We start from the raw sequence: 24,532 nt of genomic DNA on the forward strand, positions 1-24,532 counted from the left end.
GCTTTTGTATGTAAGGGTTTCGTTTTATTACTTATTTAAAAAACGTAACAATTTTTGAAATAAAGGCTTGAACACCCTAATAAACAAACGGTCCATGAAACCACAAGGAATAAGCCAATTCCCCCCTTAAGGTTCATGAACCGTGCGTAATCATTGAGATAGCTACAAAGGTATTAACACCAGCCTAATCCAAATGAAGAGAATCCGTCAAACCCGATGCGATTAACGGATCGCGCAGCCTAGCATACACGTCATCGTGCCAAAATTGTGGATCTTGTACCAATCTTGCTGCGTCATCTCTGGCTACGGCCAGTGTCCGATAATCATGTACCATGTCGGCCAATTTAAAGGAAGGCAGTCCGCTCTGTTTCTTCCCAAAAAAATCACCTGGTCCTCGAAGTTTCAGATCATAAGCAGATAGCTTAAATCCATCCGTTGTCTCGGTCATCATCCTCATTTTTTCCCTGCTCGTTTCTGATTTAGCATCTGCGAGAAGTATGCAGTAGGATTGATAATTTCCACGACCAACACGCCCGCGCAGCTGATGCAGCTGGGATAATCCGAAGCGATCAGCATCATAGATCACCATCAGTGACGCGTTTGGAACATTCACGCCGACCTCGATAACCGTTGTTGAAACAAGAACATGAGCCTGCCGCCTCTTAAATGCATCCATGACTTCATCTTTTTCCTCAGAAGACAGCTTGCCATGCATTAGAGCAACATTGTAGCCGGATAATGCATGAGATAAATATGCGTGAACATCGAGCGCATTCTGAACATCCAGTTGTTCAGATTCCTCGATTAATGGACAAATGACATAAGCCTGCCTTCCCTGATTAAGTTCTTTTTTCATAAACTCGATAACACGATCCATGACATTTTCCTGTACCCAATACGTTTTAATTTCTTTTCTTCCTCCGGGAAGCTCATCAATGGTTGACACATCCATGTCACCAAATACAGAAAGCGCAAGTGTTCGCGGTATCGGTGTCGCCGTCATATATAAGATGTCCGGTTCTTTGCCCTTAAGTCGCAACTCACCACGTTGCTGAACACCAAAACGATGCTGCTCATCCGTGACGACCAGCCCAAGCTTCAGAAAATGTACCTCAGGCTGAATTAACGCATGTGTGCCCACCAGAATATGGATCTTCCCTTCTGCCAACTGCTCGAGCAATTCTTTTCTTTTTTTTCCACGGACTGCACCCGTCAGCAAACCGACGCTTATTGAAAAAGGAGCAAATAACGTCTGAAGATTTTCAGCATGTTGTTCAGCCAGTATTTCCGTAGGTGCCATTAGTGCACCTTGATAACCACCGGTGACAGCTCCATATAGTGCAACCGCCGCCACAATGGTTTTTCCTGAACCCACATCGCCTTGAAGCAGACGATTCATCGGAGCAGCATCAGCCATATCTTTTAAAATTTCACTGATCACCCGATCTTGCGCCTTGGTCATTGCATAGGGCAACCGGTCAATAAATAGGCCGATCGCTTCTTTGTCCAAAGAAATACTAAGACCTTTGGTTGATTGACGTTTCACCCGTTTATAAGCCTGTAATTTCAGTTGATAAATTAAAAATTCTTCATAAACAAGCCGTCTTCTTGCCTGATGAAGGCTATTTTTCTCACTCGGGAAGTGAATAGTCCGGACTGCTTCTTTTCTTCCGATCAATTTATAGGCTTTAAGTAAGTTCAAGGGCAGATTTTCTTGTACGTAATCTGGAAACTGCGTAAATGCCTGCTTTATCAGCATTCTTAATCTTTTTACCGACACCCCTGATTTTACAGGGTAGACAGGCGCCCACTGTGCCTCCTGATAAGGCGAGCCCACATGAAAATCAGTCGACGTTAGCATTGCACGATTTCGGTCCCACTTTCCTGTTACCGTCACCGTTTCGCCCAGTTTCAGATTTCGTTTTAAATAAGACTGATTAAAAAAAATGACCGTGATCAGGTAACGGCCGGATAGTACCCGTACGGTCAATCTCGATTTCTTCTTTCCGTAAAAGCTGAGAACTGGCTCACTTTGAATTTTACCTACAACCGTTACATGTTCTTGATCCTGAACTTCGGCCAGATCGCGGAGTTCATAATCATCATAACGGTATGGATAATAGGCGAATAATTCATCTAGTGTCACAATTCCAAGCCGTTCCAATTCCTCTGCTAATCGGACGCCGACCCCTTTGACTTCTGTAATCGGCAGGTGCTTCACTGTCACTGTCATTGCCCTTCAGTCACAGATGCGTGAGCATCCGATCCAAAAATTTTCTTTTTCAGTGCGCGCCCTGTCTTCGTATCGGCAAGTCCTCCAAGTGCGGTCTCTCTTAAGGCGACCGGCATCATACGTCCGACGCGATACATGGCTTCAATCACTTCATCGCAAGGAATCAGGCTTTTAATTCCTGCAAGCGCCATGTCGGCAGCGACAATCGCGCTAGATGCGCCGATCGCGTTCCGTTTTACACAGGGCACTTCTACTAAGCCTGCGACCGGATCACAGATTAGTCCCAACATATTTCCAAGTGCAATCGCCATCGCGTGTGCAGACTGTTCCGGGGTTCCTCCCGCCAGTTCTACCGCAGCTGCGGCTGCCATCCCGGTCGCCGAGCCCACTTCTGCTTGGCATCCACCTGCGGCGCCTGAAATAGACGCGTTATTTGCCACAACAAATCCAAAAGCGCCAGCCGTAAAAAGAAAATCAACCATCTGCTTACGGCTAGGATTCAGCTTTTGTCTAAGCCCAAACAGCACGCCTGGAACAACGCCAGCAGAACCCGCTGTGGGGGTGGCGCAAATTATGCCCATGGCTGCGTTTACTTCATTCGTAGCCATCGCCTTGCTTACAGCATCAAGCAAAACGGATCCGGAAAGAGAACGTCCGCTATCCAGATAGTGCTGTAAAAGGCGCGCATCACCACCTGATAAACCTGAACGCGACTTGATGTCCTCATTAATACCACGTTGAACTGCCTGTTCCATAACGTCCAGATTCCCGGCCATTTTAGAAAAAATTTCTTCACGGCTTCTTCCGGTTGTTTCCATTTCCGTTCGAATCATTACTTCAGAAATAGATATTTGTTGGCGATTAGCGATGTGTACTAATTCCTCTATTGTTTGAAACATTAAGCCCCCTCCTTTTTCAGTTAATCGATTTATTATGACAACACCGCAACATTTAATATATTCGGCAGACCTGCAATCTCAGCGGCAAGCCCTTCATTGATCTCTTCATCGGTTTGGATGACCATCAATGCGAGTCTCCCCTTTTCTTGGCGGGAGACTTCCATATAGGAAATGTTCAATTCATATTTTGCAATTAATCCGGCAACTTCAGCGACCGCACCGTATTTGTCATAGTGAAGCACGAGAAGAGCGGGGTTACTTCCGGTCAGAGAAATGGAGAAGCCGTTCACTTCAGTTAACTCAATTTTCCCGCCGCCAATCGATACACCGACCAACTCAAGTTCAGTGTTTTCCGCAGAAAGATGAACACGCGCTGTATTAGGAGCTTCCACCTGGGTTTCTTTATCTACGATAAATGAAACATCCATTCCTTTTTTTTCAGCGATTTCCAGGGATTGAGGCAATTGCGTATTACTTTCATCGAAATCCAGCAATCCAGCTACAATGGCTACATCTGTACCATGCCCTTTGTACGTTTCTGCAAATGAACCATAAAATGTCACAGTTGCATGTTCGGGAATTTTTCCTAAAAGTTTTCGGGCCATTCGTCCGATTTTCGCGGCGCCGGCTGTATGCGAACTTGAAGGACCAACCATAACCGGTCCGATGATGTCAAATACACTGCGGTATTTCATAACTGGAGCACTCTCCTCACGCCTGCAAGCTTTGATCTTCAGGCACGTTTTCTTCCTCTGTCAGGCGAACGCCCTGAACAAAAATATTAATTGCTGCAGCATTCAAGCCCAGCATATCATTTAAAGTTTCTTTGACTTTGTTCTGTACATTGATCGCCACTTCTGAAATGCGTGTTCCATAACTGACAATAATATACATATCAATGAGTAAGTTCTGTTCCTCATCGAAACGAACAATGACTCCGCGGCTGAAGTTATCCTTCTTTAGCAATTCTGCAAAGCCATCCTTCAATTGATTTTTGGAAGCCATGCCGACGATTCCGTCACAGTCCGTCGCTGCTCCTCCGACAATTTTTGCTATCACATCAATGGATATATCAATTTGCCCGTAATTATTAGTTATTGAAACAGTCATCAATGAACCCTCCTGGTCAGGCTGTTTTTTTGTTGTCACAACAAAGATAGCATTTGAAAGCTCCTGCGAACTTCACTTTGTCTACTTATTTGACTTATCGTTATTTTACACTAGCCGTCTTGAATTTTAAAGCAGGAGGCGGACCGGGTGTGTGAATATTTCATTTCGGATCTTTCTCTAGTTGCACGCTAACGATGGACGTGTTACTATAAAGCTATTGCGTTAATGAATTGCATGGTCAGGGAGGTCATATATATGGGACGTCGATGCTTTGTTACCGGCAAAACAACGAAGTTCGGTCAGAACCGTTCATTTGCTGAAAATAAATCAAAAAGAACGTTTAAAGCAAATCTGCAAAAAGTTCGTATTCTTGTTGACGGTAAACCAAAACGTGTTTATGTATCAACAAAAGCGTTAAAAGCAGGTAAAGTTGAACGCGTTTAATGCGCCTTCACAAATCATTTGTACCCGCCGCGTACAAAAAAGCCAGATCCCTTTTTATTTGGGATCTGGCTTTTTTCATTCTCACAAAAATAATTACCTTAACCAAAAAAGGTCTCTCTGTGGAGAGACCCTTTTTGATGATGCGAGTGTCTTACCCCTTCCGAAAACCGAGGAGGGCTCTCACAATACTAGCCAGAAATCTTGGCAACTTAATCGTGTAAAATTTCATTGCACTGCTCCTCCTTGTCTCAAGCGCCGTCATCCTTTATCACGTGCTTCTAGAATATATGAGACGTTTGCAAAATCTATGACCGGAAATAGACAAGTTAGTCACTGCAACGCATCATTAATAGATATCCCTGTGAAAAGGTGACGGCAAGGATATCCTCCTCAGCTTCATTGCTGATGCAGAGACTTGATCCCATCGGCAGAACAGCCTCTTGAAGCGGGTACTTCACACCAGACAATGTCAGCCCAGCCACTTTTTCAGTAAAAGCAAGAAATGAAAGATATCGGTAATCTGGATTCTTCTGTATATGATATGCGCCCGGTGTGAGTAAAGTGATACAGTTTTTCTGATCGACGATCGCAAGTTCCGTCTTCAAATCAACTGCTTTCATCAGCAACTGCACACTGGCCAGAGCATGATCCTGGCGTCCGCCGGTCACTCCAAACAACAGACAGCGTTCAGGATTTTGGCTTAATGCCCAGTCAAGAGCCAGTTCGAGATCTGTCTTGTCCTTCTCTGCAGGATATTTATAAAGGCGGAGTCCGAGTTTGGCAACGTCTTCTTTTTCGTTGTCAGATAAGGAATCAAAATCACCAAAAGCACGAATGGGACGGATCTGATTATTCATCAGCACAATGGTTCCATGATCTGCACCAATCCATTGATAATCGCAATATTCAGGAGATCTGAGATCAGGTAAAAGGCTTTCCGGACCGCCAGCTACAATTGCCAGCTTCATATGAATTCACCCTCCATTCTTAGATCACAGTTAGCAACTTGGTACTGATGACTAATACTTTTTCCTCTGACTAATCTCTTGAAAGAATAGTTGATAATGCTTGTAACGTCCCTGATCAATTCTGCCTTCCGCCAATGCTTCTTTCACTTTGCAGTCAGGTTCCGCTAGATGCGTACATCCTCTGAAACGGCAGCTCTCACGATAATCATTGAATTCAGGAAAACATCTCTCCAGGTCAGCCAGAGTCATGTCCGGCAATTCTAATGAACTGAATCCTGGTGTATCGGCAACATAACCATTGAGAGCGATTGGAAGCAATTCAACATGACGGGTGGTATGTTTCCCCCGCCCCAATGACTGTGAGATGGCTTGGGTATCAATGTTTAATGATTGATCAAGGCTATTTAGAAGTGAAGATTTCCCCACTCCTGATTGTCCGGTAATAACACTGATCCGGTTTTCCATGTGTTCCTTGAGCATCGCTATACCTTCTTTTTTCAGGCTGGACGTGACCAAAATCGGATACCCTATTTTTGCGTAGGTAGTGAGCCGATCGTGAAAAGATTCTGCTTCCTCATGTGTCAGCAGATCCCATTTTGTCAAACAGATTAATGGCTCAATATGGTACGCTTCCATTTGAACGAGAAAACGATCAAGCAAATGACTGTCAAAAGCAGGCTCAGCCACTGAAAAAACAAGGATGGCCTGATCTATATTAGCAATCGGCGGACGCTTCAAGGCATTTTTTCGTTCTTTTATTGATAAAATGTAGCCGTCCGTCGGTTTCTTTGCCTCATAACTGACATGATCCCCTACCAGCGGACTGACGCCCCGCTTTCGAAAAACACCTCTTGCTCGGCACTGAATCTGTTTTTCGCCGTCCTTGACATAATAAAATCCACTTAGTGCCTTAACAATCGTTCCTTCCAACATGTTTGAACTCCTTAATGAAGGCTATGCTCCGTTTCAATCCGGATAGTTGACCGTTCCGGTTTTCTGTTCTACTCCATCAATTAATACCCTGTAGGAACCACTCTCATTCGGGTTGATTGTAAAAGGAATTGTATATGTTTTCGTTGCTGTTAGTTCTTCGTCAGCAAAAACCGAGTTGTCATGATTTGCATCGGTATAATAAATTTGCACGTGAATCGGTGTATTGCCCTCACTGGAGTCGCCTGGCGCGCCGTGGTCACCAGGGTAAACAACCTTTATCGGCTGATCAATCTCTTTAGGTTTAGGGGCGCTGCCTTTGGACAAAGTAACGATGATCGTTGATCCCTTCTCTACTTGACTTCCGGCAGCAGGATCTTGATCGAGCACACTACCTTTTTCGACATCATCCGAATAGTCACCGACTGAAAAATCTGCAGTCAGCTCCTGAGACTTCAGCAATTTGTTCACATCATTCTTGGTCATTCCTTTTAAATCGGGAACCGTTACTTGAGGATTTCCTGTGCTGTATGTCAGCTCCAGAATCGTATCCGCCGGCACAACTTTTGTTCCGGCAGCTGGATTTTGATGAATAATTTCATCCGTCGTTTTAGAAGACTCTTGTTCATGCCAGACGACATCCTTGAATCCAGCATCCTTAATAGCGCTTGTAACCGTGTCGCGACTATAGCCGACATAGTTGTCCAAAGTAACCTTTTTTGATCCTTTACTGACAACTAAAGTGACTTCAGCGCCTTCCTTAACTTCGGCGCCTGCTTCAGGAGTCTGGCTGATCACGTTCTCTTTAGCTACTGAGTTGCTGACCCGATCCGTGCGAACAACTTTCAAATTTTGATCGGTCAGCGCTTGTTTTGCAACCTGATACGTCTTGCCTGTGACATCAGGTACCTGAACATTTGATACATAAAAAAGTTTTGGCAGCATTGTCATGCCGAGAATTAGCCCTGCGGTGATTAACAAAATTAAGATGCCGGAGATCGTCAGCCATTTTTTTGCTTTCGATTTTTTCGTTTTTTTCCCCTTCTCCGGGTCTTCAGAAATTGCAGCCTTCTCTTGAACTGACTTGTCATTATTCTGCTGATAATGAGCAACTGGTGCCATTTTTATTGTTTTTTCATCGTCAGGTGACTCGTCCTCATTCTGAGGGTCAGCAAATATCAGCCTTTCCTCATTCGCTCTTTCTGGATCCAAAGCGGTGAGCAAATCTTCATACATATCAGTTACGTTATCATATCGATCAGCAGGATTTTTAGCCAGGGCACGAATCACGGCATTTTCAACAGATTGAGGAATATCTTCCCGAAAATCACGTGGGAAAGGCATCGGAGCACTAAGGTGTTTTAGCGCCACAGTTACAGGTGAAGTACCTGGAAAGGGCAGCTTCCCGGTTAACAGTTCGAACATCACAATACCGATTGCGTATATGTCGGACTTGACCGTTGCTTTCCCGCCCCTCGCTTGCTCAGGTGATAGATAATGAGCTGATCCCATAATGGAACGGGTATATGTGATGGTTGCCCCACTCACAGCAAGTGCAATGCCGAAGTCTGTGACTTTTACATGCTCAGTTTCATCAATTAAAATATTTTGCGGTTTAATGTCACGATGAACGATTCCACGCTTATGTGCATGCGTGATCGCAAGCAAAATCTGTTTCATGATATGTATTGATTCATTAATTGAAATAGGTGAATAATCTTTAATAAATTCTTTTAAAGTCATGCCTTCGATATATTCCATGACAATGTAATAACAGTCTTCTTCTCCAATATCGTATATAGCGACAATATTCGGATGCGACAAGCTTGCAACAGATTCGGCTTCCCGATGAAAACGGCGCACGAATTCTTCATCATCTGCCAGTTCCGGCCTGAGCGTTTTCACCGCAACAATCCGGTCAAGAATCAGATCTTTCGCTTTATAAACGACTGCCATTCCGCCTTCTCCAAGACGTGACAAAATTTGATATCTCCCGCCGACTCTTTTTCCAATCATTGTTTTTCACCACCACCATCTTGAGAGATAATGATCACCGAAATATTATCCTCACCACCCGCGTGGTTTGCCTCATTGATCATTTTCTCCGTTTTTTCATGTAAACCTGTTGCTTCTTCCATAATCTCACTTAACTTTTCACCAGAGAGCTTATTGGTTAATCCATCAGAACAAATAAGAAGATGTGATCCTTTTGACCAGTCAAAAACAGACGTATCCAATGCAATGGTTGGTTCTGTCCCCAGCGCCCGCATGAGAACATGTTTTTTCGGATGAATTTCTGCATCTTCCTTGGAAATTTGCCCGGATTTTAACAGTTCATTGACCAGGGTGTGATCTTCTGATATTTGCCTTGCGGTGCTACCTTGATTCCATATGTATACTCGGCTGTCGCCGACAGTGGAAACCACGACAAAATCATTTGTACAAAAAGCCGCTGCGAAGGTCGTTCCCATTCCTCTGCATGCTTCATGGGTTCCGGAGTATTCATAAATACGCAAGTTGATACTTCGCACAAGATGATTCAGCCATGATTCTGCTTCATCTCTAGTTGGGGTTCCCGAACGTTCAGCCCACTTTGCTGATGAGAGATCCACAGCCATTCTGCTAGCGATCTCGCCAGCCGCATGCCCTCCCATCCCGTCGGCAACAATGCCAAGCAGGCAGTTTTCCCCGAAAAAAACGCCAACACTATCTTCATTGTGATCCCTGACTTTCCCCGGATCGGTACAATATGTGGATTCCATTTTTCGCACTCCTTTCAAGAGGATCAGTCCGTTGCATCATTCATACGTTCAAGACAGCAAATGAAAAAACCATCCGTGTCAAATTGATACGGCATAATCTGCACCATGCCAGGACGATAGAAGGATTGATCATGCGTCAGCACACTAGGAATTCTTTCTGAAAAAGTCGGTTCTACTCGATACTCCTTATGTGTGGATAAAAATCGTTCGATTTGTCGCTCATTCTCTTCTTTATGAATCGTGCAAGTACTGTAAATCAGCCAGCCGCCTGGTTTAACAAGTGATGCTGCTTCTTCCAAAATCATTTTTTGAATCGGAATGAGTCCGCAAATGTCTTCAGCGTTCTTCATCCATTTAATTTCAGGCTTTCGCCTGATAACGCCCAATCCTGAACACGGCACATCAAGAAGAACGCGGTCAAAAGCTGCATCACCAAACGTGTCACGTGCCGACCGTGCATCCATGGCGATTGTTTTTACATTTGAGAGTCCAAGTCTTTCTGCAGCATGATCGATTAATTGCGTTTTATGCGGATGCAAATCGAGGGCAATGATTTTACCTTTGTTTCTCATCCGTTCGCCAAGATGCGTCGTTTTTCCACCGGGGCCGGCGCAGGCATCAAGCACCGTCATATGATCTTGGGGTGCGACGACATCAGCCACAAGCATGGAACTTTCATCCTGAACCGTGAACCGCCCTTCCGCGAACGCTCGAGTAGCCGTCACATTCCCGCTCTCCACGATCAAACAGTCCTTGGAAAGTGCTCCATTTTTCGTTTGAATTCCTTCATTCTCTAGCCGATTGGCCAATTCCTGTCTGGATTCCATGAGCTGATTTACACGAATAGTGACATGCGGCGCCCGATTATTCGCTTCAGCAATCTGAAGAGCAATAGCTTTGTCCCATTGCTCTTCCCACAGACTTAGAAGCCATTCAGGATGACTGTACTGAATGGAAAACCGCTTGCTTTCGATAATAGATGGTCCCAATTCCGGCTGCCCTTCACGGAGAAACCTACGGAGCACGCCATTAACAAATCCTGCTATACCCCGATGACCTCTTCTTTTTGCGATATCCACCGCTTCATTCACCAATGCGTGATCAGGAATTCGATCAAGGTACGTGCGTTGATAAAAAGAAAGCAGCAGAAGCATTTTAACCCAGTCATCCATCTTTCTTTTTTCGCCGACTAATGCTGTTAAAAAATAGTCCAAGGTTAGCTTGTGCTGCAATACCCCATAAACAATGGTTGTAACCAAGCCTTTATCTTTATCGGACAATCGACTCGCAATCAATGTTTCATTTAGAGCAATCTGGCTGTAGGCATGCTTTTTCGTTACTAACAGTAAGACATCCAGGGCGGTTTCGCGCGCCGATGGCTGATTCATGATTTGCCCCCCAAGACGATACCTTTATCCAGCGTTTTTCCACGCAGAAAATCAGCAGCACGCATCCGTTTTTTCCCGGCAGGTTGACATTCTGTCACTTTGATGACTTGTCCTCCACCTGTTGCCACGAAAAATCCATCATCATCTTTACCGATAATCGTGCCCGGTTGTTCATGAGTTTCCTGACTTGTTAATTCTGCGGCATAGATTTTAAATACATCGCCAGTAAGATACGTAAATGCGCCTGGAAATGGATTTAATCCCCGAATCAAATTGCGAACGTCAGAGGCTTGGTTCACCCACTGAATTTCTTCATCCTGATGCTGAATGCTTGGCGCAAATGTCGCCTCGGCTTCATTTTGCACAACAGGTGTCAAGCTTCCAGCTGCAAGCTGGGGTAATGTTTCCATTAATAATTTGCTGCCCGCCGCACTCAGTTTGTCATGAAGACTTCCAAACGTATCTTGTTCATCGATCGGAACACGGACTTGAGTCAGAATATCTCCGGCATCTAGCTTCTTCACCATGTACATGATTGTTACGCCCGATTCCGACTTGCCATCAATAATCGCTTGCTGGATCGGCGCTGCGCCTCGATAGTCCGGCAATAAAGAAGCATGCACATTGACACATCCTAAAGCTGGTCCTTTCAGAAGCGACTCTGGTAAGATCTGTCCGTAAGCTGCCGTAACTAAGAGATCAGCCTCGAAGTCCAGTATTTCCTGTACTGCTTCCGGTTTGCGTACTTTCTCCGGTTGAAGAACCGGGATATTATATTTTTCAGCTAGTGATTTAACCGGTGGCGGTGTCATTTTATGTTTTCTACCCTTGGGACGATCCGGTTGAGTCACAACACAGACTACTTCATAACTTGGGTCATTTAATAAATTTTGGAGAACAGGAACAGCAAAATCCGGTGTTCCCATAAAAGCGATTTTCATTCAATCATCCTCTTAACTTGAATCCCAATTTAGAGCCTGTTCGAAAGCGAGGGAACGTTCCTTCCGCATGCATTCGAACACCCTCTATTACATTAACACAACGGGATTGAGATCTATGGATACCTGCAAGCTGTCTTTACCAGACTCTTGAAAGTGCTGCATAATTTTCTGCAGTACCGGTATTAGAGCAGGTTCTCTTTTGTATTTTACCATGCACTGATAGCGATATCTATCTTTAATCTTTGAGATGGCGGGCACGACCGGGCCATAGACCAATGACGCCTCCGACAGGTTTTTTTTCAGAATTGATACAATTCGTTCCGCAGCATCCGCTGCTTTCGCAGGTTCTGAATGTGTAAGGCTAATGAGTGCCAGATAAAAAAATGGAGGATAACCCCCGCGGTGGCGAAGTTCCATTTCTTGTTGATAGAAGCCTTCATAATCATGACGTGCTGCATCAGATACAGCATAATGGTCAGGTGTGTAGCTCTGAATAACGACCTCACCAGGAAGCCTATGTCTTCCCGCACGTCCAGATACTTGCGTGATGAGTTGAAACGTTTTTTCCGATGCGCGAAAATCTGGAAGATGCAATAATGAATCTGCCGCAAGCACGCCAACGAGCGTGACTTTTGGAAAGTCCAGTCCCTTTGCGATCATTTGTGTACCGAGCAGGATATCCGCTTTTTCATCGCCAAATTGACGCAGCAATTTCTCGTGACTCCCTTTTTGTCTCGTTGTATCAACATCCATGCGAATCACACGAGCTTCAGGCAACAGACGATTAAGCTCAGCTTCCACCTTTTGCGTGCCTGTCCCAAAAAAGCGCATTGCATCACTGCCGCAAGTCGGACAGGTATCCGGCGCCTTTTGCTCATAACCGCAATAATGGCACTTTAATAGATGATGTGCACGGTGATATGTCAATGAAATATCGCAATGCGGGCATTTCACGACTGTTCCACAAGACCGGCACATGACAAAGGTAGAGTAACCGCGCCGATTGAGAAACAGTACTGTCTGTTCCTTCTTTTGCAAACGGTCTTTTAATTTTTCCAGAAGCAGCCGTGAAAAGACCGAATGATTTCCTTCACGCATTTCTTCCCGAAGATCAACAACTTGAACAGATGGCAGCGGACGTCGGTTCACTCGCTCCTTCAAAGTCAGTAATGTGTAGACTTTCTTGCGTGCGCGAGCAAATGACTCGAGTGAAGGCGTAGCGCTGCCAAGAACAACCGGACAGTGATGAATCTTCGCACGGTGAATAGCCACATCACGAGCGTGATAACGCGGCGTATCTTCCTGTTTGTAACTGGATTCATGCTCTTCATCGATGATGATCAGACCTATTTTTTTAAAAGGTGCGAAAACTGCGGATCTTGCACCGACAGCAACTTGCACTTTTCCCTCACGAATTTTACGCCATTCATCATACTTTTCACCTCGACTCAGTCCGCTGTGCATCACGGCGACTCGATCGCCAAAACGTCCTTTAAATCGAAGGACCATTTGCGGAGTCAATGAAATCTCGGGAACAAGCACAATCGCTTGTTTTTCCAGCTCAAGTACCCGTTGAATCGCTTGCAAATAGATTTCTGTTTTCCCACTGCCGGTAACGCCATGGCAAAGAAAGACGCGATGCTCACCTGTGTTCATGGACTGCATAATCGGCGCGAGTGCTTTATGCTGTTCATCCGTTAAGTCAAGAGGCTGGGTTTGCTGTACATAATTTGCGTACGGATCACGAAATTGTTCAATCTGTTCTAAACGCAGCAACGATTTATCTGCTAATCGGGTGATTGCCTCTCTACTCAACCCGTTTTGAACAAGTGCGTTCATCGTCGGTTTGTATGATGCATCTTCCGATTTACCGATAAACAGGTTAAGCACTTCTTTTTGACGTTTTGCCCGATCACTCAGTTGTGATACTTCCTCTTTCAGACGTTCCGATGATACAGCAGCAGATACTGTAATTACTTTTTTTGCATTTGCCTGATTTTGGACGAGCTGGTGAATGGAAAGCAATCCTTTTTTTAACATCCGATTAATCCTTTTTAATAGCTCAGGATTGTTCTTCGTTATTTCTGTCCAACTTAACTGTCTTCCCGTTTCAAAAATCTTTGCCAACTCAGGATCTTCTGCTTTCAGCTGTTCAGATTCCTCAACTTGCAGCATTTTTTTATACTCGGCTTTCATTGCTGCAGGAAGCATTGCCTGGAATGCAGTTACGGTTGCACAAAGTGTCGCCTCTGCTAACCAGAGTCCGACATCGAGCAATTCTTGTGTAAGAACTGGAGCATGATCTTCTATTGAGTCGATAGCCCTCAGCTGTTTAAACTCAGATTGTTCCTTCAACCCCGTTACAAAACCAAGTCGACGCGTTCTGCCGAACGGAACAGTTACACGCATACCTGGTTGGATAACTTCATCTAAATAGTCCGGGATTCGGTAATCAAATGGTTTGTTCACAGGATTTGCAGGTATGTCTATATATACTTCAGCGATCACTCGTTCCCACTCATTTCAAATAATCCGGCAAGCGCATCGCAGATCTTCTCAGCTACTCGTTTCTTCGGCATGCGTTCAAATGCTTGTTTTTTCCCGCTTGAAAAGTACAAAGTTATCTTGTTTGTATCATTTCCGAAACCATCGGATGCATGATTGGCAACCAACAAATCAAGGTGTTTCTTTTCCAGTTTTTTCAGAGCATTTTCTTCAAGGTGATCGGTTTCAGCTGCAAAGCCCACAAGCAGTTGATTTTTTTTCATTTTGCCAAGTTCCAGCAGAATATCTGGATTACGCACCATTGTCACTGTCAGTTGTCCATCTGTTTTTTTTATTTTGCTTGAACTGATCGTTTCCGGGCGATAATCGGCCACTGCCGCTGCTTTAATCACTGCATCAGCCTCTTCATAATGTTTCAAGACTTCATCATACATATCACGAGCTGATCGAACATGAACCGTTTTTATCCCACTAGGACTTTCCAGCGAAGCACCGGTCACGAGTGTTACAATCGCTCCCGCGCGACGTGCCGCTTCAGCGATCGCGTAGCCCATTTTACCGCTTGAATGATTGCTCAAAAAGCGAATTGGATCAAGCGCTTCTTTAGTCGGCCCCGCTGTTACCAGTATTTTTTTCCCTTTTAAAGGACTCGGGGTAAAATAAACATCAGCTTCACGTACAATTTCTTCAGGCTCGGTCATTCGTCCCGACCCTGTCCAGCCGCAGGCAAGATGTCCTTCGACCGGACCGATCAATCGATAGCCATAACTTTCGAGCGTGCGCAAATTTTGCTGGACGGCTGGATGACCGTACATATTAACATTCATTGCCGGAGCGATCCATACCGGAGCGCGCGTTGCAAGCACGGAAGTCGTCAGCATATCGTCCGCCATTCCTGAAGCTAACTTTGCGATTGTATTTGCCGTTGCCGGAGCTACGATCACAAGATCTGCCTGATCCGCCAAGTCAATATGAGCGATCTGTCCTTCCTTCTCATCAATAATTACACGGTCAAAGACTTGATGTCTTGTTAGCGCCTGAAAAGTGGCTGCACCTACAAAGTGTTTTGCCGCTTCTGTCATTAGAACATGAACGTCCGCCCCGGATTTCACCAGAAGGCTCGCGAGATCTGCGGCTTTGTATGCAGCGATTCCGCCTGTCACGCCAAGCAGGATTTTCTTCCCTTTCAGTGTCATAAAGATCACTTCCTTAGATTTATAAGACCATCTATCTCTTAGATGAAGCTTACTGTTATCCTCTAATTACGTCAAAATATATCGCTTTGTGTCAAACAGCAATGTAATCTTTGTATACAAAAAGCAACAACCTGATCATAGGTTGTTGCCGTGACGTGCTTTCATGGTCATCAATGTTTGTAAGATAGAAGACCTGCATTGACTTCTTCCAAAGCCTGGCCAACCTCTTTCACCGAACGCGGATGTTCGACCATCAAATGGCCTGAGCCGTCTTGCAACTGGCGAGCTCGCTTCGCTGAGAGAGTCACCAGTGTGTAGGTTGAATTTACTTTTTCAAGCAGATTGTCAATAGACGGATAGATCATCATTGTCCGTCAGCTCCTTCCAAATTTGTATATTTTTCAATCAGCCGATCAACTCTGCAATGTTCGGCGAGCACGATCGCTTCGATCCGATCACAAGCTTTCTCAACCTGATCGTTTTCCACAACATAATTATAATTCTGCATTAATTCCATTTCTGATTTGGCAACCGTCATACGGCTTTCAATCAGATCGGCCGTTTCTGTACCGCGTCCGATAATCCTTTTCTTTAACTCCATTAGGTTTGGTGGAGCAAGAAAAATGAACAGAGCCTCCGGAAAACGGCGCTTTACTTGAAGTGCTCCCTGTACTTCAATTTCCAGTATAACATCCTGTCCTTCGTCAAGTGTTTTCCGAACGTAATCAGTCGGCGTTCCATAACAGTTGCCGACATACTCCGCCCACTCTAACAGTTTCTCTTGTCTGATCATTTGCTGAAACTGATCGCGCGTTTTAAAAAAGTAATGAACACCATCAATTTCGCCTTCTCTTGGTTTTCTCGTGGTCACTGAGATGGAGTATTGCAACTGTGTGCCGCGACTCCTAAGCGCTTTGCACACCGTGCCCTTTCCAACACCGGAAGGTCCGGAAAGAACCACCAGCAAACCCTTTTCCTTAAAACTCATCACTTTGCCCCCAACTATTCCGCTCATCGATTAAACATCTATTCTACATTTTGCACTTGTTCACGCAATTTTTCAATCTCGCTCTTGACCAAGACCACAAAACGGCTTACTTCTGCATGATTTCCTTTTGATCCGATCGTATTCATCTCACGGTTCATTTCCTGAATTAAAAAGTCAAGCCTGCGGCCAACCGGATCATCTTGCCCATCTTCTAGAAAACCTCTAAATTGGGTCAAATGACTTTTCATCCTTGTCAATTCCTCATCAACAGCAGATTTATTGGCGAACAAAGCAATCTCATTCATGAGTCGATCTTCATCGATTGCCTGATGTTGCTCTAGAAAATCGCTGACCGCATCGCGCAATTTATGTTCGAAATGGGTGCGAACCTCAGGCATGAATGCTTCCAGATTTCTTACTTCCAACCGGATGCATCCCGCTTTTTCCATAAGATCCCGCCTGAGCGCTTCGCCTTCCTTTTCACGCATTGTCTTCAATTGAACACACGCGCCGCGCACTGTCTCAAGTACGAGCGGTTCAACTGTTCTTGCCGACAGGCTGTCCGCATCACGAAGCGAAAAAACACCTGGAAGCTGAAGTATAGAACTAATATCCAGTATCTGAGCGCCGCTGCGTTTTTGAATTTCTTGGGCTGCGCTTATATACTGATCGACTACGGACCAATTTGTTTCAATTTGAGGGTTGAACGCTTCACTGCCTTCAACAGAAAGAAATAGAGAAACCGATCCTCTTTTTACAAAGGAATGGACGATCTCCCTGATCTGATCTTCCAGATAAATCAATGGTTTCGGGCAGTTCAATGAAAAATCGAAAAACCGGTGATTGACAGATTTAAGTTCAACACGCACATGCGTCTTGCCTGCATTTTGTGAAAACATGCCGAAACCGGTCATGCTCTTCATCATCCAATCACTTCCACTTTCCCATTTTAAACAATTGTATAGAGGTGAAGCAAGTGTCCACGGCAAATAAATTACCGATACAGAATAATATAGTCATCCGTTCGCGTGCGTCTGCGGCTTTTCTCTCATTTTTAAAATATGTGATTCATCCGGCGTAACATAAAGTGTTTTCTGATCAGTATAAATGACAAAACCAGGTTTTGCGCCGCTTGGCTTCTTCACGTACTTTACCTTTGTATAATCCACGGGAACGCCACTCCCCATCCGTGACTTGCTGAAAAAAGCTGCAAGAGTTGCTGCTTCTTTCAAGGTTTGCTCGCTCGGATCTTGAGAACGAATGATGACATGCGAACCCGGAATATTTTTTGTGTGCAGCCAGATTTCTTCACGTGCCGCTGCTTTTGTCGTCAAGTAATCATTCTGCTTATTATTCTTACCCACCAAAATTAACGTGCCATCTGCAGCGTAATATTGATCAATAACAAGCTTGTTCTTCTTCTTTTTATCCTTGCCTGAGCGTTTTCTTCTGAGGTATCCACCTTCTTCCAGCTCTTCACGAATCTCTTCGATGTCCTTTAGAGAAGCGGACTCCACTTGCTGCGTCAGGCTTTCAAAATACACAATTTCCTGCAGAGTCTGTTCGACTTGCTCGCCGACCACACGTTTCGCAGTCTTCGCTTTGCTATACTTTTTAAAATAGGCCTGCGCATTTTCTGACGGTGTTCGATTTGGATTTAGCGCAATCGTAACGGTCGACTGATTTTCATCATAATAATTAACAACATCAACTGTGAGGGCCCCACGCTTAAACTGATGCATACTTGCCGTCAATAGTTCGCCTTTCAGGCGGTATTTGTCGGCATCCTCCGCATCCTTTAGCGTTTTTTCCAGTTTCTTAAGTTTCACTTTATTTTTCTTTAATTCTAATGCGATAAAGTGGCTCAGGTCGCCTGCTTTTTGCTTGACCGCGTCCGTCTGTGACTTAACGGCATAAAAGTGGTCAAGCATCTGATGTACATCTGGAAACGTCTCGCTTTTTCCTGACTGATGTGTCAGTTCCAGCACATGAAAATCATCTTTCCCATTCTTTTTGTAGATAATCGTCGGATGATAATCTAGCTTCTTAATCTCCGACTGGATCTGCTCAAATGCGCGTGCAATCGCTTCCTGATGCGGAAGACCGGCTCGATGAACAATTTCCATGCTAATCTGAGGCGAGAATCCGATAACGGCATCAACGATCTGCCGGTCAATACGTCCAGCATTCCATTCAATACGTCTGACCAAATCCTGAGCAGTCATCTCAAGTGGATTGAGCTTGCCTTGATCCGGCGGTGAGACATAGAGTTCGCCAGGAAGGACTGTGCGGTAACGATTGACGGCAGGTGTCAGATGTTTCATGCTGTCTATGATCCGGCCACTCGCTTTATCTGTCAAGATTATATTGCTGTGCCTGCTCATCAGCTCAATAATCAACTGCTTTTGGGTCAAATCGCCTAATTCATTACGCGAGCGCAGGTCAATATGGACAATCCGTTCAAAGCCCACCTGAGCAATTGCATCAATCACGCTGCCTTCCAAATGCTTGCGTAGAAGCATACAGAACATCGGAGGTTCCTGCGGATTTCCTTCCGTCTCTTCGGTCAAATGCAATCGAGCGAACGCTGCATTAATTGAAATCACCAGTTTTCCTCGTGCGCTACGCGAACGCAGATGAAAAACAAGATCTGTTGGCGTCGGCTGGTATATTTTTGCAACCCGTCCGCCGACAAAGTCTTGCAAACTTTGAACAGCGGCATGGGTGACAATGCCATCATAAGACATTGCACATCCCTCACTTCCAAAAAAAGCGGGCATCAGCTGCTCGCTTTTTCAACTTCCGATTAAATATCGAATTCTATTGTCTCACTCTATTAAGGTCTCCGTCAAGAAAGACTGCTTTAAGAGGATGTTCGAAAAGTCCGGGAAAAATTACCGGCGAATCTCTGCGTCAACTTGCTTTTCCTCTCCTCACGTATTATTCTCATACGCTCCGGTGTTCAAAGCTGCGTTTCCTTGATCTTCTTGGTTCTTTTTGTCCTCCTTTTCGAACAAACTTAAAAAAGCTCATCTCTTGATTTCTTTTACAAAACCGGAAGTTTAATCGTTACTTTGAACAGATCACCATCTAAATCAATGAGAAACATGCCATCATGAAGGTCAATGATTGATTTGGCAATGGCAAGGCCAAGACCCGAACCTTCCGTATGTCTTGACGCATCCCCACGCTTAAACCGTTCAAATAATTCATCAACATTGGCGCCAAGTTCATATTTTGTAATATTTTTAAACGTCACAATCGCTTCGCCATTCTCCACATCCATTGCTATATATACCCTCGTGCCTTCCATTGAATATTTAAGAATATTTCCGATCAGGTTATCAAAAACGCGCCATAATTTTTGCCCGTCACCGAACACATTGATTGCTGTATCAGGTGATTTAACACGAAAATCAAGCTGCGCTTGTTGTATCGTTTCATCATATTCAGCTAGTGATTGTTTCAATAATTCATTCAGATTCACTTTTGTCTTATTCAGCTCAATCGCGCCGCTCGCCATTTTTGACACTTCGAATAAATCATCAATTAATCGTTTCAAACGTTTCGCTTTGCGGTCAATGATTGACAGATAGTCCTGGCGCTCAGCTTCAGTAACATCTGATTTCTTCAACAAATCATTGTACATAATGATTGAGGTCAGCGGTGTGCGCAAATCATGGCTGACATTAGTAATGAGTTCCGTTTTCAATCGTTCGCTTTTCAATTGAGCGTTTCGCGATGTTTTTACACCATGTTTCAATGTATTCAACGATTGGGAAAGACGGCTCAGCGCGCCTCTGCCATGCTCCGGAAGAGCCGGAAGATCCTGCCCGGCAGCTGCGGATTCCGCATGGAGGATGATTTGGTTAAGCGATGTAACGCGTCTCAAAGTTATCCACAGTAATGGAAGAGCTGTGAACATTAAGAATACGAAAGCCAATGCAAAGCTGCCATTCACTGTAAAAAGTGGTGCGGACATTCCTAGGAAAAAGATTAATGCAAACACAACAAGCATTTTCAAGCCCAGAAATGGAGCAACGAAAAGATTGCTCAAAATTACTCCGGTCTGCATGAAGATGCTTTGCTTCCAGCATTCTGTGCGTTTCACAGGGTCACGAAACAGGTCAATCAACCACTGAACTTGATACAAAAGTGTGATCACCGCACATAGAATTCCAAGCACAAAAATCGCGAGTCCTCTACGTGAATCAAACATGCCTAGCGCAGGATGATAATAACCGGAAACATAACCATTTATTTGTACTCTTGTAAGAACATCAACAAAAATCAATAGTTCTACTGTGAAAATGAACAGCCTGCTCTCAATCGGTACACACGCGTATACCTTTTTTATTTTTTCAAATCCAGCGAGATAAAAAATGGATTTCTTCCATCCGAGATACACCCCTCCGGCAATAAATGCAACTGCCAGTGCAAGAACGATAAAACTGATGATTTTGGTTGTGACAAAACCTTGATAATCTGCTTCGGGACCTAGTTTATCTAGTGACGTGTTCTTTTCAATATAGATCCGTCCGGAATAATCACTCGCGGAAAGGTAAAGTACTCGATCAACAATTTTATTGTTACTATTAATAGAACGACCGGTTGAAAGTGAATGAAGCGTTTTTTCAAAGCGCTTAGGGATCTGTTTGTTCTTACTTTTTTGCTCTGCAGATGGAACATTGGTAACGACATCACCGGTTTTCTTATTTACAAAATGATAATAAAAAACCGATGCCAACTGATTAAAACTCTCTTGTTCATAGGTTATCGTGCCACTATAGTATTTTTTCATATACGCAACACGTTCACTGCGGACCTGCTTGATGACATGCGAATCACTCTTAAAATTCAGCTCGACTGCCTTTATTTTTTGATCCCGCTCTTTTTTATAATAAGCAGCAACCTTCTTATCCTTGACGTCTTCTGCCTTGGCAATAGCATTTTCATATTGACTCCGAACATTAGCCAGTTGCTTCGGCAAATCCCCGTAACGATAACGGAACTCATTAATATCACTAGAAGTGACCGGAAGCTGTTTCACCTCATTTAGCGAAGGATGGTTCAGTTTAGCAACAATTAGACTGTATTGAAACTGATAATAGGCGTTTTTAAAGCCCTCGGATTTTTCGAAACTACCGAACAAATAAGACTGAAAGGCTGAGAGGACAAGTAGTAAAAGTGACAAACCAATGATCATCATCCATGAAATAAACTTTGCCGCCGAATTATTTTTCAATTTTGTAGCCAATGCCCCACACCACCTTCAGGTACCTTGGATTCTTAGGATCAATTTCGATTTTTTCGCGAATCTTGCGAATATGTACGGCAACGGTATTCTCTGCATTATAGCTCGGTTCTTGCCAAACACGTTCATAGATTTCATGAATAGAAAAGACGCGTCCGGCATGACGCATCAGCAAATCGATAATCCTGTACTCAATGGGTGTCAGACGAACCGGCTCTCCATTTACCAGCACACGTTTTTCTGCCTGTTCAAGAACAAGCCCATTCAGATCAATGATCTCATTCTTTCCTTCATAAGTACCAAGCGTGACATAACGGCGCAACTGCGACTTCACCCGCGCTACAAGCTCTAAAGGATTAAACGGTTTTGTCACATAGTCATCTGCGCCGACTTGTAACCCGAGAATCTTGTCCATGTCTTCGCTCTTCGCACTGATCATGATAATCGGAATGTTCTTTTGTTCACGTATTTTAAAGGTCGTTTGAATACCATCCATATGCGGCATCATGATATCGAGAAGAATCAAATGCACCGTTTGGCAGCGCAATACGTCAATTGCCTCTAGTCCATCCTCCGCTTTCAATACCTTAATGCCTTCATTTTTTAAATAGATGCCAATGACATCTCGAATCTCTTTATCATCGTCAACAACAAGCACGTTGTAGTTTTCCACACACACCTCTCCCTGCCAATCAAAAAACTTACTCTAATTATTGTAAAGGCAGCATCTTAAAAAAGACAAACAGAAAATATGAAGGATTTCTTAAGAAATTCATCTAGTAAGCGATCGTCCGCTATTGCTTATTAAACAGTAGTATGTCATAATACTACTGTTTAATAAGCAGTAATGAGAGGGATGAGTTATAATGAATCAATCCGAATTTATTCGCATCTTAAAAGAGCAGCTTCAAGATCGAATGTCTGAACATGAACTCACGGAAATTATTAACGATTATGAAAGCTTTTTTGTTTCCGGTAGAGAGGAAGGACGCACAGACAATAAAATTGCGGAGGAACTCGGTTCACCTATTATTCTAGCTACTTCTCTTTTGGAGCAGCAGAATGAGTCTAAACCAAAGATTGCCAATCCCGGCAAGCGGCTTTGTGCATTTTTGATTGATTCGCTCATTGCCGTCCTTCCCGCCTCCATCGCTTCTTTATTTATCGGGGGCCTTGCTGCACCGATCCTATTATTGATCTTGTCATATTCAAGCCCTGCTATAGGTGTCCTCATGTATGCAGGGACCGGTGCCTATTACACAGAACAAACAACCACAGTCGTATATGATGACCATACAGTTAAACATACAACTTACGACTCCAACAAGCCTTCCATGCTCATCATTACGACTAGTTATGCAGTCATTTTCTTCTACTTATTTTACGCTTTGATCTGTACATGGCTCATGAACGGCCAAACACTAGGTAAAAAATTGTTAAGGATCCACGTACGTGCTGCTACAGCAGTACCCGCCACCAGAACAACTCTTTTTATTCGTGAATTTTTAGGAAAAGTACTCATTAATTCAATACCTTTCGTTCCGTTGGTTTCTCTATTCACAATGTTGTTCACTAAAGAAAATAAGTCTCTTCATGATCTTCTGGCTGGTACGATTGTCACCAAATGATAGGAGGTTGATCATGGATACACAAATGAAAAAAGGAATTCTCGAAATGTGCATTCTTTTTATGTTAAAAGATGAACCGCTCTACGGTTATGAACTGATGAAATCTGTAAGACAGATCTTTCCAGATGTATATGAGGGGTCTGTATATACCATACTTCGCCGCCTAAAGGCGACCGGATACACAAATGTGATCCAAAAAGAATCGCCGAACGGGCCGATACGAAAGTACTATGCGATTACACCAAACGGCCAATATTACATGGATCAAAGTGTCAAAGAATGGCAATCCATCGTTAAAGGGGTGATTCAATTAGGCATTAAATCTTAATGAATTTATCAATATGTATTTCAACACAATGTTTCATATTCAAATAGACGGATTGACTCTTTAAAAGTTAATCTCGTGGTTATTTCCGTCGAAAATTTATACACAATAAGATGACTAAAGCTGCGAGACAAAGAATAAAACCAGCAATGATCCATGGAAAAATACTGGTTAAGAAAAAAATCCAATGACTCGTGTTTGTTTGAGCAGAAATCGCCATAAAGTCTCCCCTTTCTAATTAAAAACACTTATATTAATCTATATCTCTAATTTGAAAATAGTGAAGCGGGTGGGTAGCAGACAATTTTAGTTTCTGACGCTGAATGCGTTCGGACACCGGCTTTATTGAATATTTTTTGAAATTCTCACCAAACATGTAATCAATTTCTCGGCGCTTCAAATATTCCGCTCGCGTGTATAGTTCACGCACCTTTGCATCCTTAAAGTAATTTTCATAATCGCCATTATAAGATACATCAAAGAACATTTCATTTCGCGTTCGAAAACTGTACTCATACAAATACTTGCGATCCTTTTTAAAGTGAACTTCATAGTAATAACCGCCGAATTTCAAATCCGGAAATGCTCGATATTGGGCTATATCATCTGTCGAAAGTCCCTGCTTTGCCAAATAGTGAACGAAAACAGGATAAGTCCGCGCCGCTGTCCAAGGATAGAGATACAACCAATGACTAAAGGGGATAATGGAAAGAATCAAGACAATGATCCATTTCCACCACTGCTTCCATGACTTGTAGAAGAAGATCGTTAAGGTATTAATAAATATAAAAAGAGTAGTAAAAAGAACGGTCGCTGTGAACATGCTGTTGACCACATCGATCAAAGTCTCCGCGCCAATAAAATGATTGAAATAGTTTATATAAATGACAAGCAATAAAAAAAGAATGATACACCGCTTTACATACTTCATCTATGACTCCAATCATTTACTTTTCTTCTA

At 43.7% G+C, this 24,532-nt stretch carries 23 protein-coding genes; 3 read left to right on the forward strand and 20 right to left on the reverse strand.

Annotation, left to right across the window (positions count from 1 at the left end; translation table 11 throughout):
- Positions 1-184: 184 nt before the first annotated feature.
- From recG to P343_RS22300, 4 genes are read right to left on the reverse strand one after another with little or no spacing between them, the layout of a single operon-like run.
- Entirely contained in the window at positions 185-2,227 is a 2,043-nt protein-coding gene (gene recG, locus P343_RS22285; protein ID WP_422784802.1) for an ATP-dependent DNA helicase RecG, read from the reverse strand.
- 2 nt (positions 2,228-2,229) lie between these two features.
- A complete protein-coding gene (gene sdaAA, locus P343_RS22290; RefSeq protein WP_023508938.1) occupies positions 2,230-3,132 on the reverse strand; it encodes an L-serine ammonia-lyase, iron-sulfur-dependent, subunit alpha in 903 nt (300 codons plus the stop codon).
- Between the two features lie 32 nt (positions 3,133-3,164).
- Positions 3,165-3,827, reverse strand: coding sequence for an L-serine ammonia-lyase, iron-sulfur-dependent subunit beta (gene sdaAB / locus P343_RS22295; RefSeq protein ID WP_023508939.1), 663 nt, complete (start codon positions 3,825-3,827; stop codon positions 3,165-3,167).
- Between the two features lie 16 nt (positions 3,828-3,843).
- Positions 3,844-4,242: an Asp23/Gls24 family envelope stress response protein gene (locus tag P343_RS22300; RefSeq protein WP_023508940.1), complete on the reverse strand. Its 399-nt coding sequence runs from the start codon at positions 4,240-4,242 to the stop codon at positions 3,844-3,846.
- Between the two features lie 255 nt (positions 4,243-4,497).
- Between P343_RS22300 and rpmB the strand changes: the two genes are divergently transcribed.
- Complete coding sequence (rpmB, locus tag P343_RS22305) at positions 4,498-4,686, forward strand: 50S ribosomal protein L28 (protein ID WP_023508941.1); 189 nt, start codon at positions 4,498-4,500, stop codon at positions 4,684-4,686.
- Between the two features lie 151 nt (positions 4,687-4,837).
- Here rpmB and spoVM read toward each other — a convergent pair whose 3' ends face one another.
- The 15 genes from spoVM to P343_RS22375 form a co-directional block, all read right to left on the reverse strand.
- Positions 4,838-4,915 carry a stage V sporulation protein SpoVM gene (gene spoVM, locus P343_RS36620; RefSeq protein WP_152525253.1) on the reverse strand — a complete coding sequence of 26 codons (78 nt, stop codon included), beginning with the start codon at positions 4,913-4,915 and terminating at the stop codon, positions 4,838-4,840.
- 97 nt (positions 4,916-5,012) lie between these two features.
- Positions 5,013-5,654, reverse strand: a complete 642-nt coding sequence (locus tag P343_RS22310; protein ID WP_023508942.1) for a thiamine diphosphokinase — start codon at positions 5,652-5,654, stop codon at positions 5,013-5,015.
- A gap of 51 nt (positions 5,655-5,705) precedes the next feature.
- Positions 5,706-6,587 carry a ribosome small subunit-dependent GTPase A gene (gene rsgA, locus P343_RS22315; RefSeq protein ID WP_023508943.1) on the reverse strand — a complete coding sequence of 294 codons (882 nt, stop codon included), beginning with the start codon at positions 6,585-6,587 and terminating at the stop codon, positions 5,706-5,708.
- A 33-nt stretch (positions 6,588-6,620) separates the two neighbouring features.
- Positions 6,621-8,600 carry a Stk1 family PASTA domain-containing Ser/Thr kinase gene (gene pknB, locus P343_RS22320; protein ID WP_023508944.1) on the reverse strand — a complete coding sequence of 660 codons (1,980 nt, stop codon included), beginning with the start codon at positions 8,598-8,600 and terminating at the stop codon, positions 6,621-6,623.
- Complete coding sequence (locus P343_RS22325) at positions 8,597-9,346, reverse strand: Stp1/IreP family PP2C-type Ser/Thr phosphatase (protein ID WP_023508945.1); 750 nt, start codon at positions 9,344-9,346, stop codon at positions 8,597-8,599. The genes pknB and P343_RS22325 overlap by 4 nt, the downstream gene beginning before the upstream one ends.
- Before the next feature lie 23 nt (positions 9,347-9,369).
- Positions 9,370-10,734 (reverse strand): 16S rRNA (cytosine(967)-C(5))-methyltransferase RsmB, encoded by a 1,365-nt coding sequence (gene rsmB, locus P343_RS22330; RefSeq protein ID WP_023508946.1) that lies wholly within the window; start codon positions 10,732-10,734, stop codon positions 9,370-9,372.
- Positions 10,731-11,675, reverse strand: a complete 945-nt coding sequence (fmt, locus tag P343_RS22335) for a methionyl-tRNA formyltransferase (RefSeq protein WP_023508947.1) — start codon at positions 11,673-11,675, stop codon at positions 10,731-10,733. Before fmt ends, rsmB begins: the two co-directional genes overlap by 4 nt.
- An 87-nt stretch (positions 11,676-11,762) precedes the next feature.
- Positions 11,763-14,183: a primosomal protein N' gene (priA, locus tag P343_RS22340; RefSeq protein ID WP_023508948.1), complete on the reverse strand. Its 2,421-nt coding sequence runs from the start codon at positions 14,181-14,183 to the stop codon at positions 11,763-11,765.
- Positions 14,180-15,376: a bifunctional phosphopantothenoylcysteine decarboxylase/phosphopantothenate--cysteine ligase CoaBC gene (gene coaBC / locus P343_RS22345; RefSeq protein ID WP_023508949.1), complete on the reverse strand. Its 1,197-nt coding sequence runs from the start codon at positions 15,374-15,376 to the stop codon at positions 14,180-14,182. The genes priA and coaBC overlap by 4 nt, the downstream gene beginning before the upstream one ends.
- A 170-nt stretch (positions 15,377-15,546) precedes the next feature.
- Positions 15,547-15,741 carry a DNA-directed RNA polymerase subunit omega gene (gene rpoZ, locus P343_RS22350; RefSeq protein WP_031263604.1) on the reverse strand — a complete coding sequence of 65 codons (195 nt, stop codon included), beginning with the start codon at positions 15,739-15,741 and terminating at the stop codon, positions 15,547-15,549.
- Complete coding sequence (gmk, locus tag P343_RS22355; RefSeq protein ID WP_023508951.1) at positions 15,741-16,364, reverse strand: guanylate kinase; 624 nt, start codon at positions 16,362-16,364, stop codon at positions 15,741-15,743. Before gmk ends, rpoZ begins: the two co-directional genes overlap by 1 nt.
- A gap of 38 nt (positions 16,365-16,402) precedes the next feature.
- On the reverse strand, positions 16,403-17,290 hold the full coding sequence (locus tag P343_RS22360) for a YicC/YloC family endoribonuclease (RefSeq protein ID WP_023508952.1): 888 nt from the start codon (positions 17,288-17,290) through the stop codon (positions 16,403-16,405).
- A 90-nt stretch (positions 17,291-17,380) separates the two neighbouring features.
- Entirely contained in the window at positions 17,381-19,111 is a 1,731-nt protein-coding gene (locus P343_RS22365) for an Rqc2 family fibronectin-binding protein (protein ID WP_023508953.1), read from the reverse strand.
- Between the two features lie 299 nt (positions 19,112-19,410).
- On the reverse strand, positions 19,411-21,621 hold the full coding sequence (locus P343_RS22370) for a sensor histidine kinase (protein ID WP_023508954.1): 2,211 nt from the start codon (positions 21,619-21,621) through the stop codon (positions 19,411-19,413).
- Positions 21,599-22,291 (reverse strand): response regulator transcription factor, encoded by a 693-nt coding sequence (locus tag P343_RS22375; protein WP_023508955.1) that lies wholly within the window; start codon positions 22,289-22,291, stop codon positions 21,599-21,601. Before P343_RS22375 ends, P343_RS22370 begins: the two co-directional genes overlap by 23 nt.
- A 193-nt stretch (positions 22,292-22,484) precedes the next feature.
- Between P343_RS22375 and P343_RS22380 the strand changes: the two genes are divergently transcribed.
- Positions 22,485-23,246 (forward strand): RDD family protein, encoded by a 762-nt coding sequence (locus tag P343_RS22380; protein ID WP_023508956.1) that lies wholly within the window; start codon positions 22,485-22,487, stop codon positions 23,244-23,246.
- 13 nt (positions 23,247-23,259) lie between these two features.
- On the forward strand, positions 23,260-23,574 hold the full coding sequence (locus tag P343_RS22385) for a PadR family transcriptional regulator (protein ID WP_023508957.1): 315 nt from the start codon (positions 23,260-23,262) through the stop codon (positions 23,572-23,574).
- A 250-nt stretch (positions 23,575-23,824) separates the two neighbouring features.
- On the opposite strand, the gene P343_RS22390 is transcribed toward P343_RS22385, so the two are convergent.
- Positions 23,825-24,502 (reverse strand): DUF3139 domain-containing protein, encoded by a 678-nt coding sequence (locus tag P343_RS22390; protein ID WP_023508958.1) that lies wholly within the window; start codon positions 24,500-24,502, stop codon positions 23,825-23,827.
- Positions 24,503-24,532 lie beyond the last annotated feature (30 nt).

The sequence above is a fragment of the Sporolactobacillus laevolacticus DSM 442 genome (genome assembly GCF_000497245.1).
Classification (GTDB): domain Bacteria; phylum Bacillota; class Bacilli; order Bacillales; family Sporolactobacillaceae; genus Sporolactobacillus; species Sporolactobacillus laevolacticus.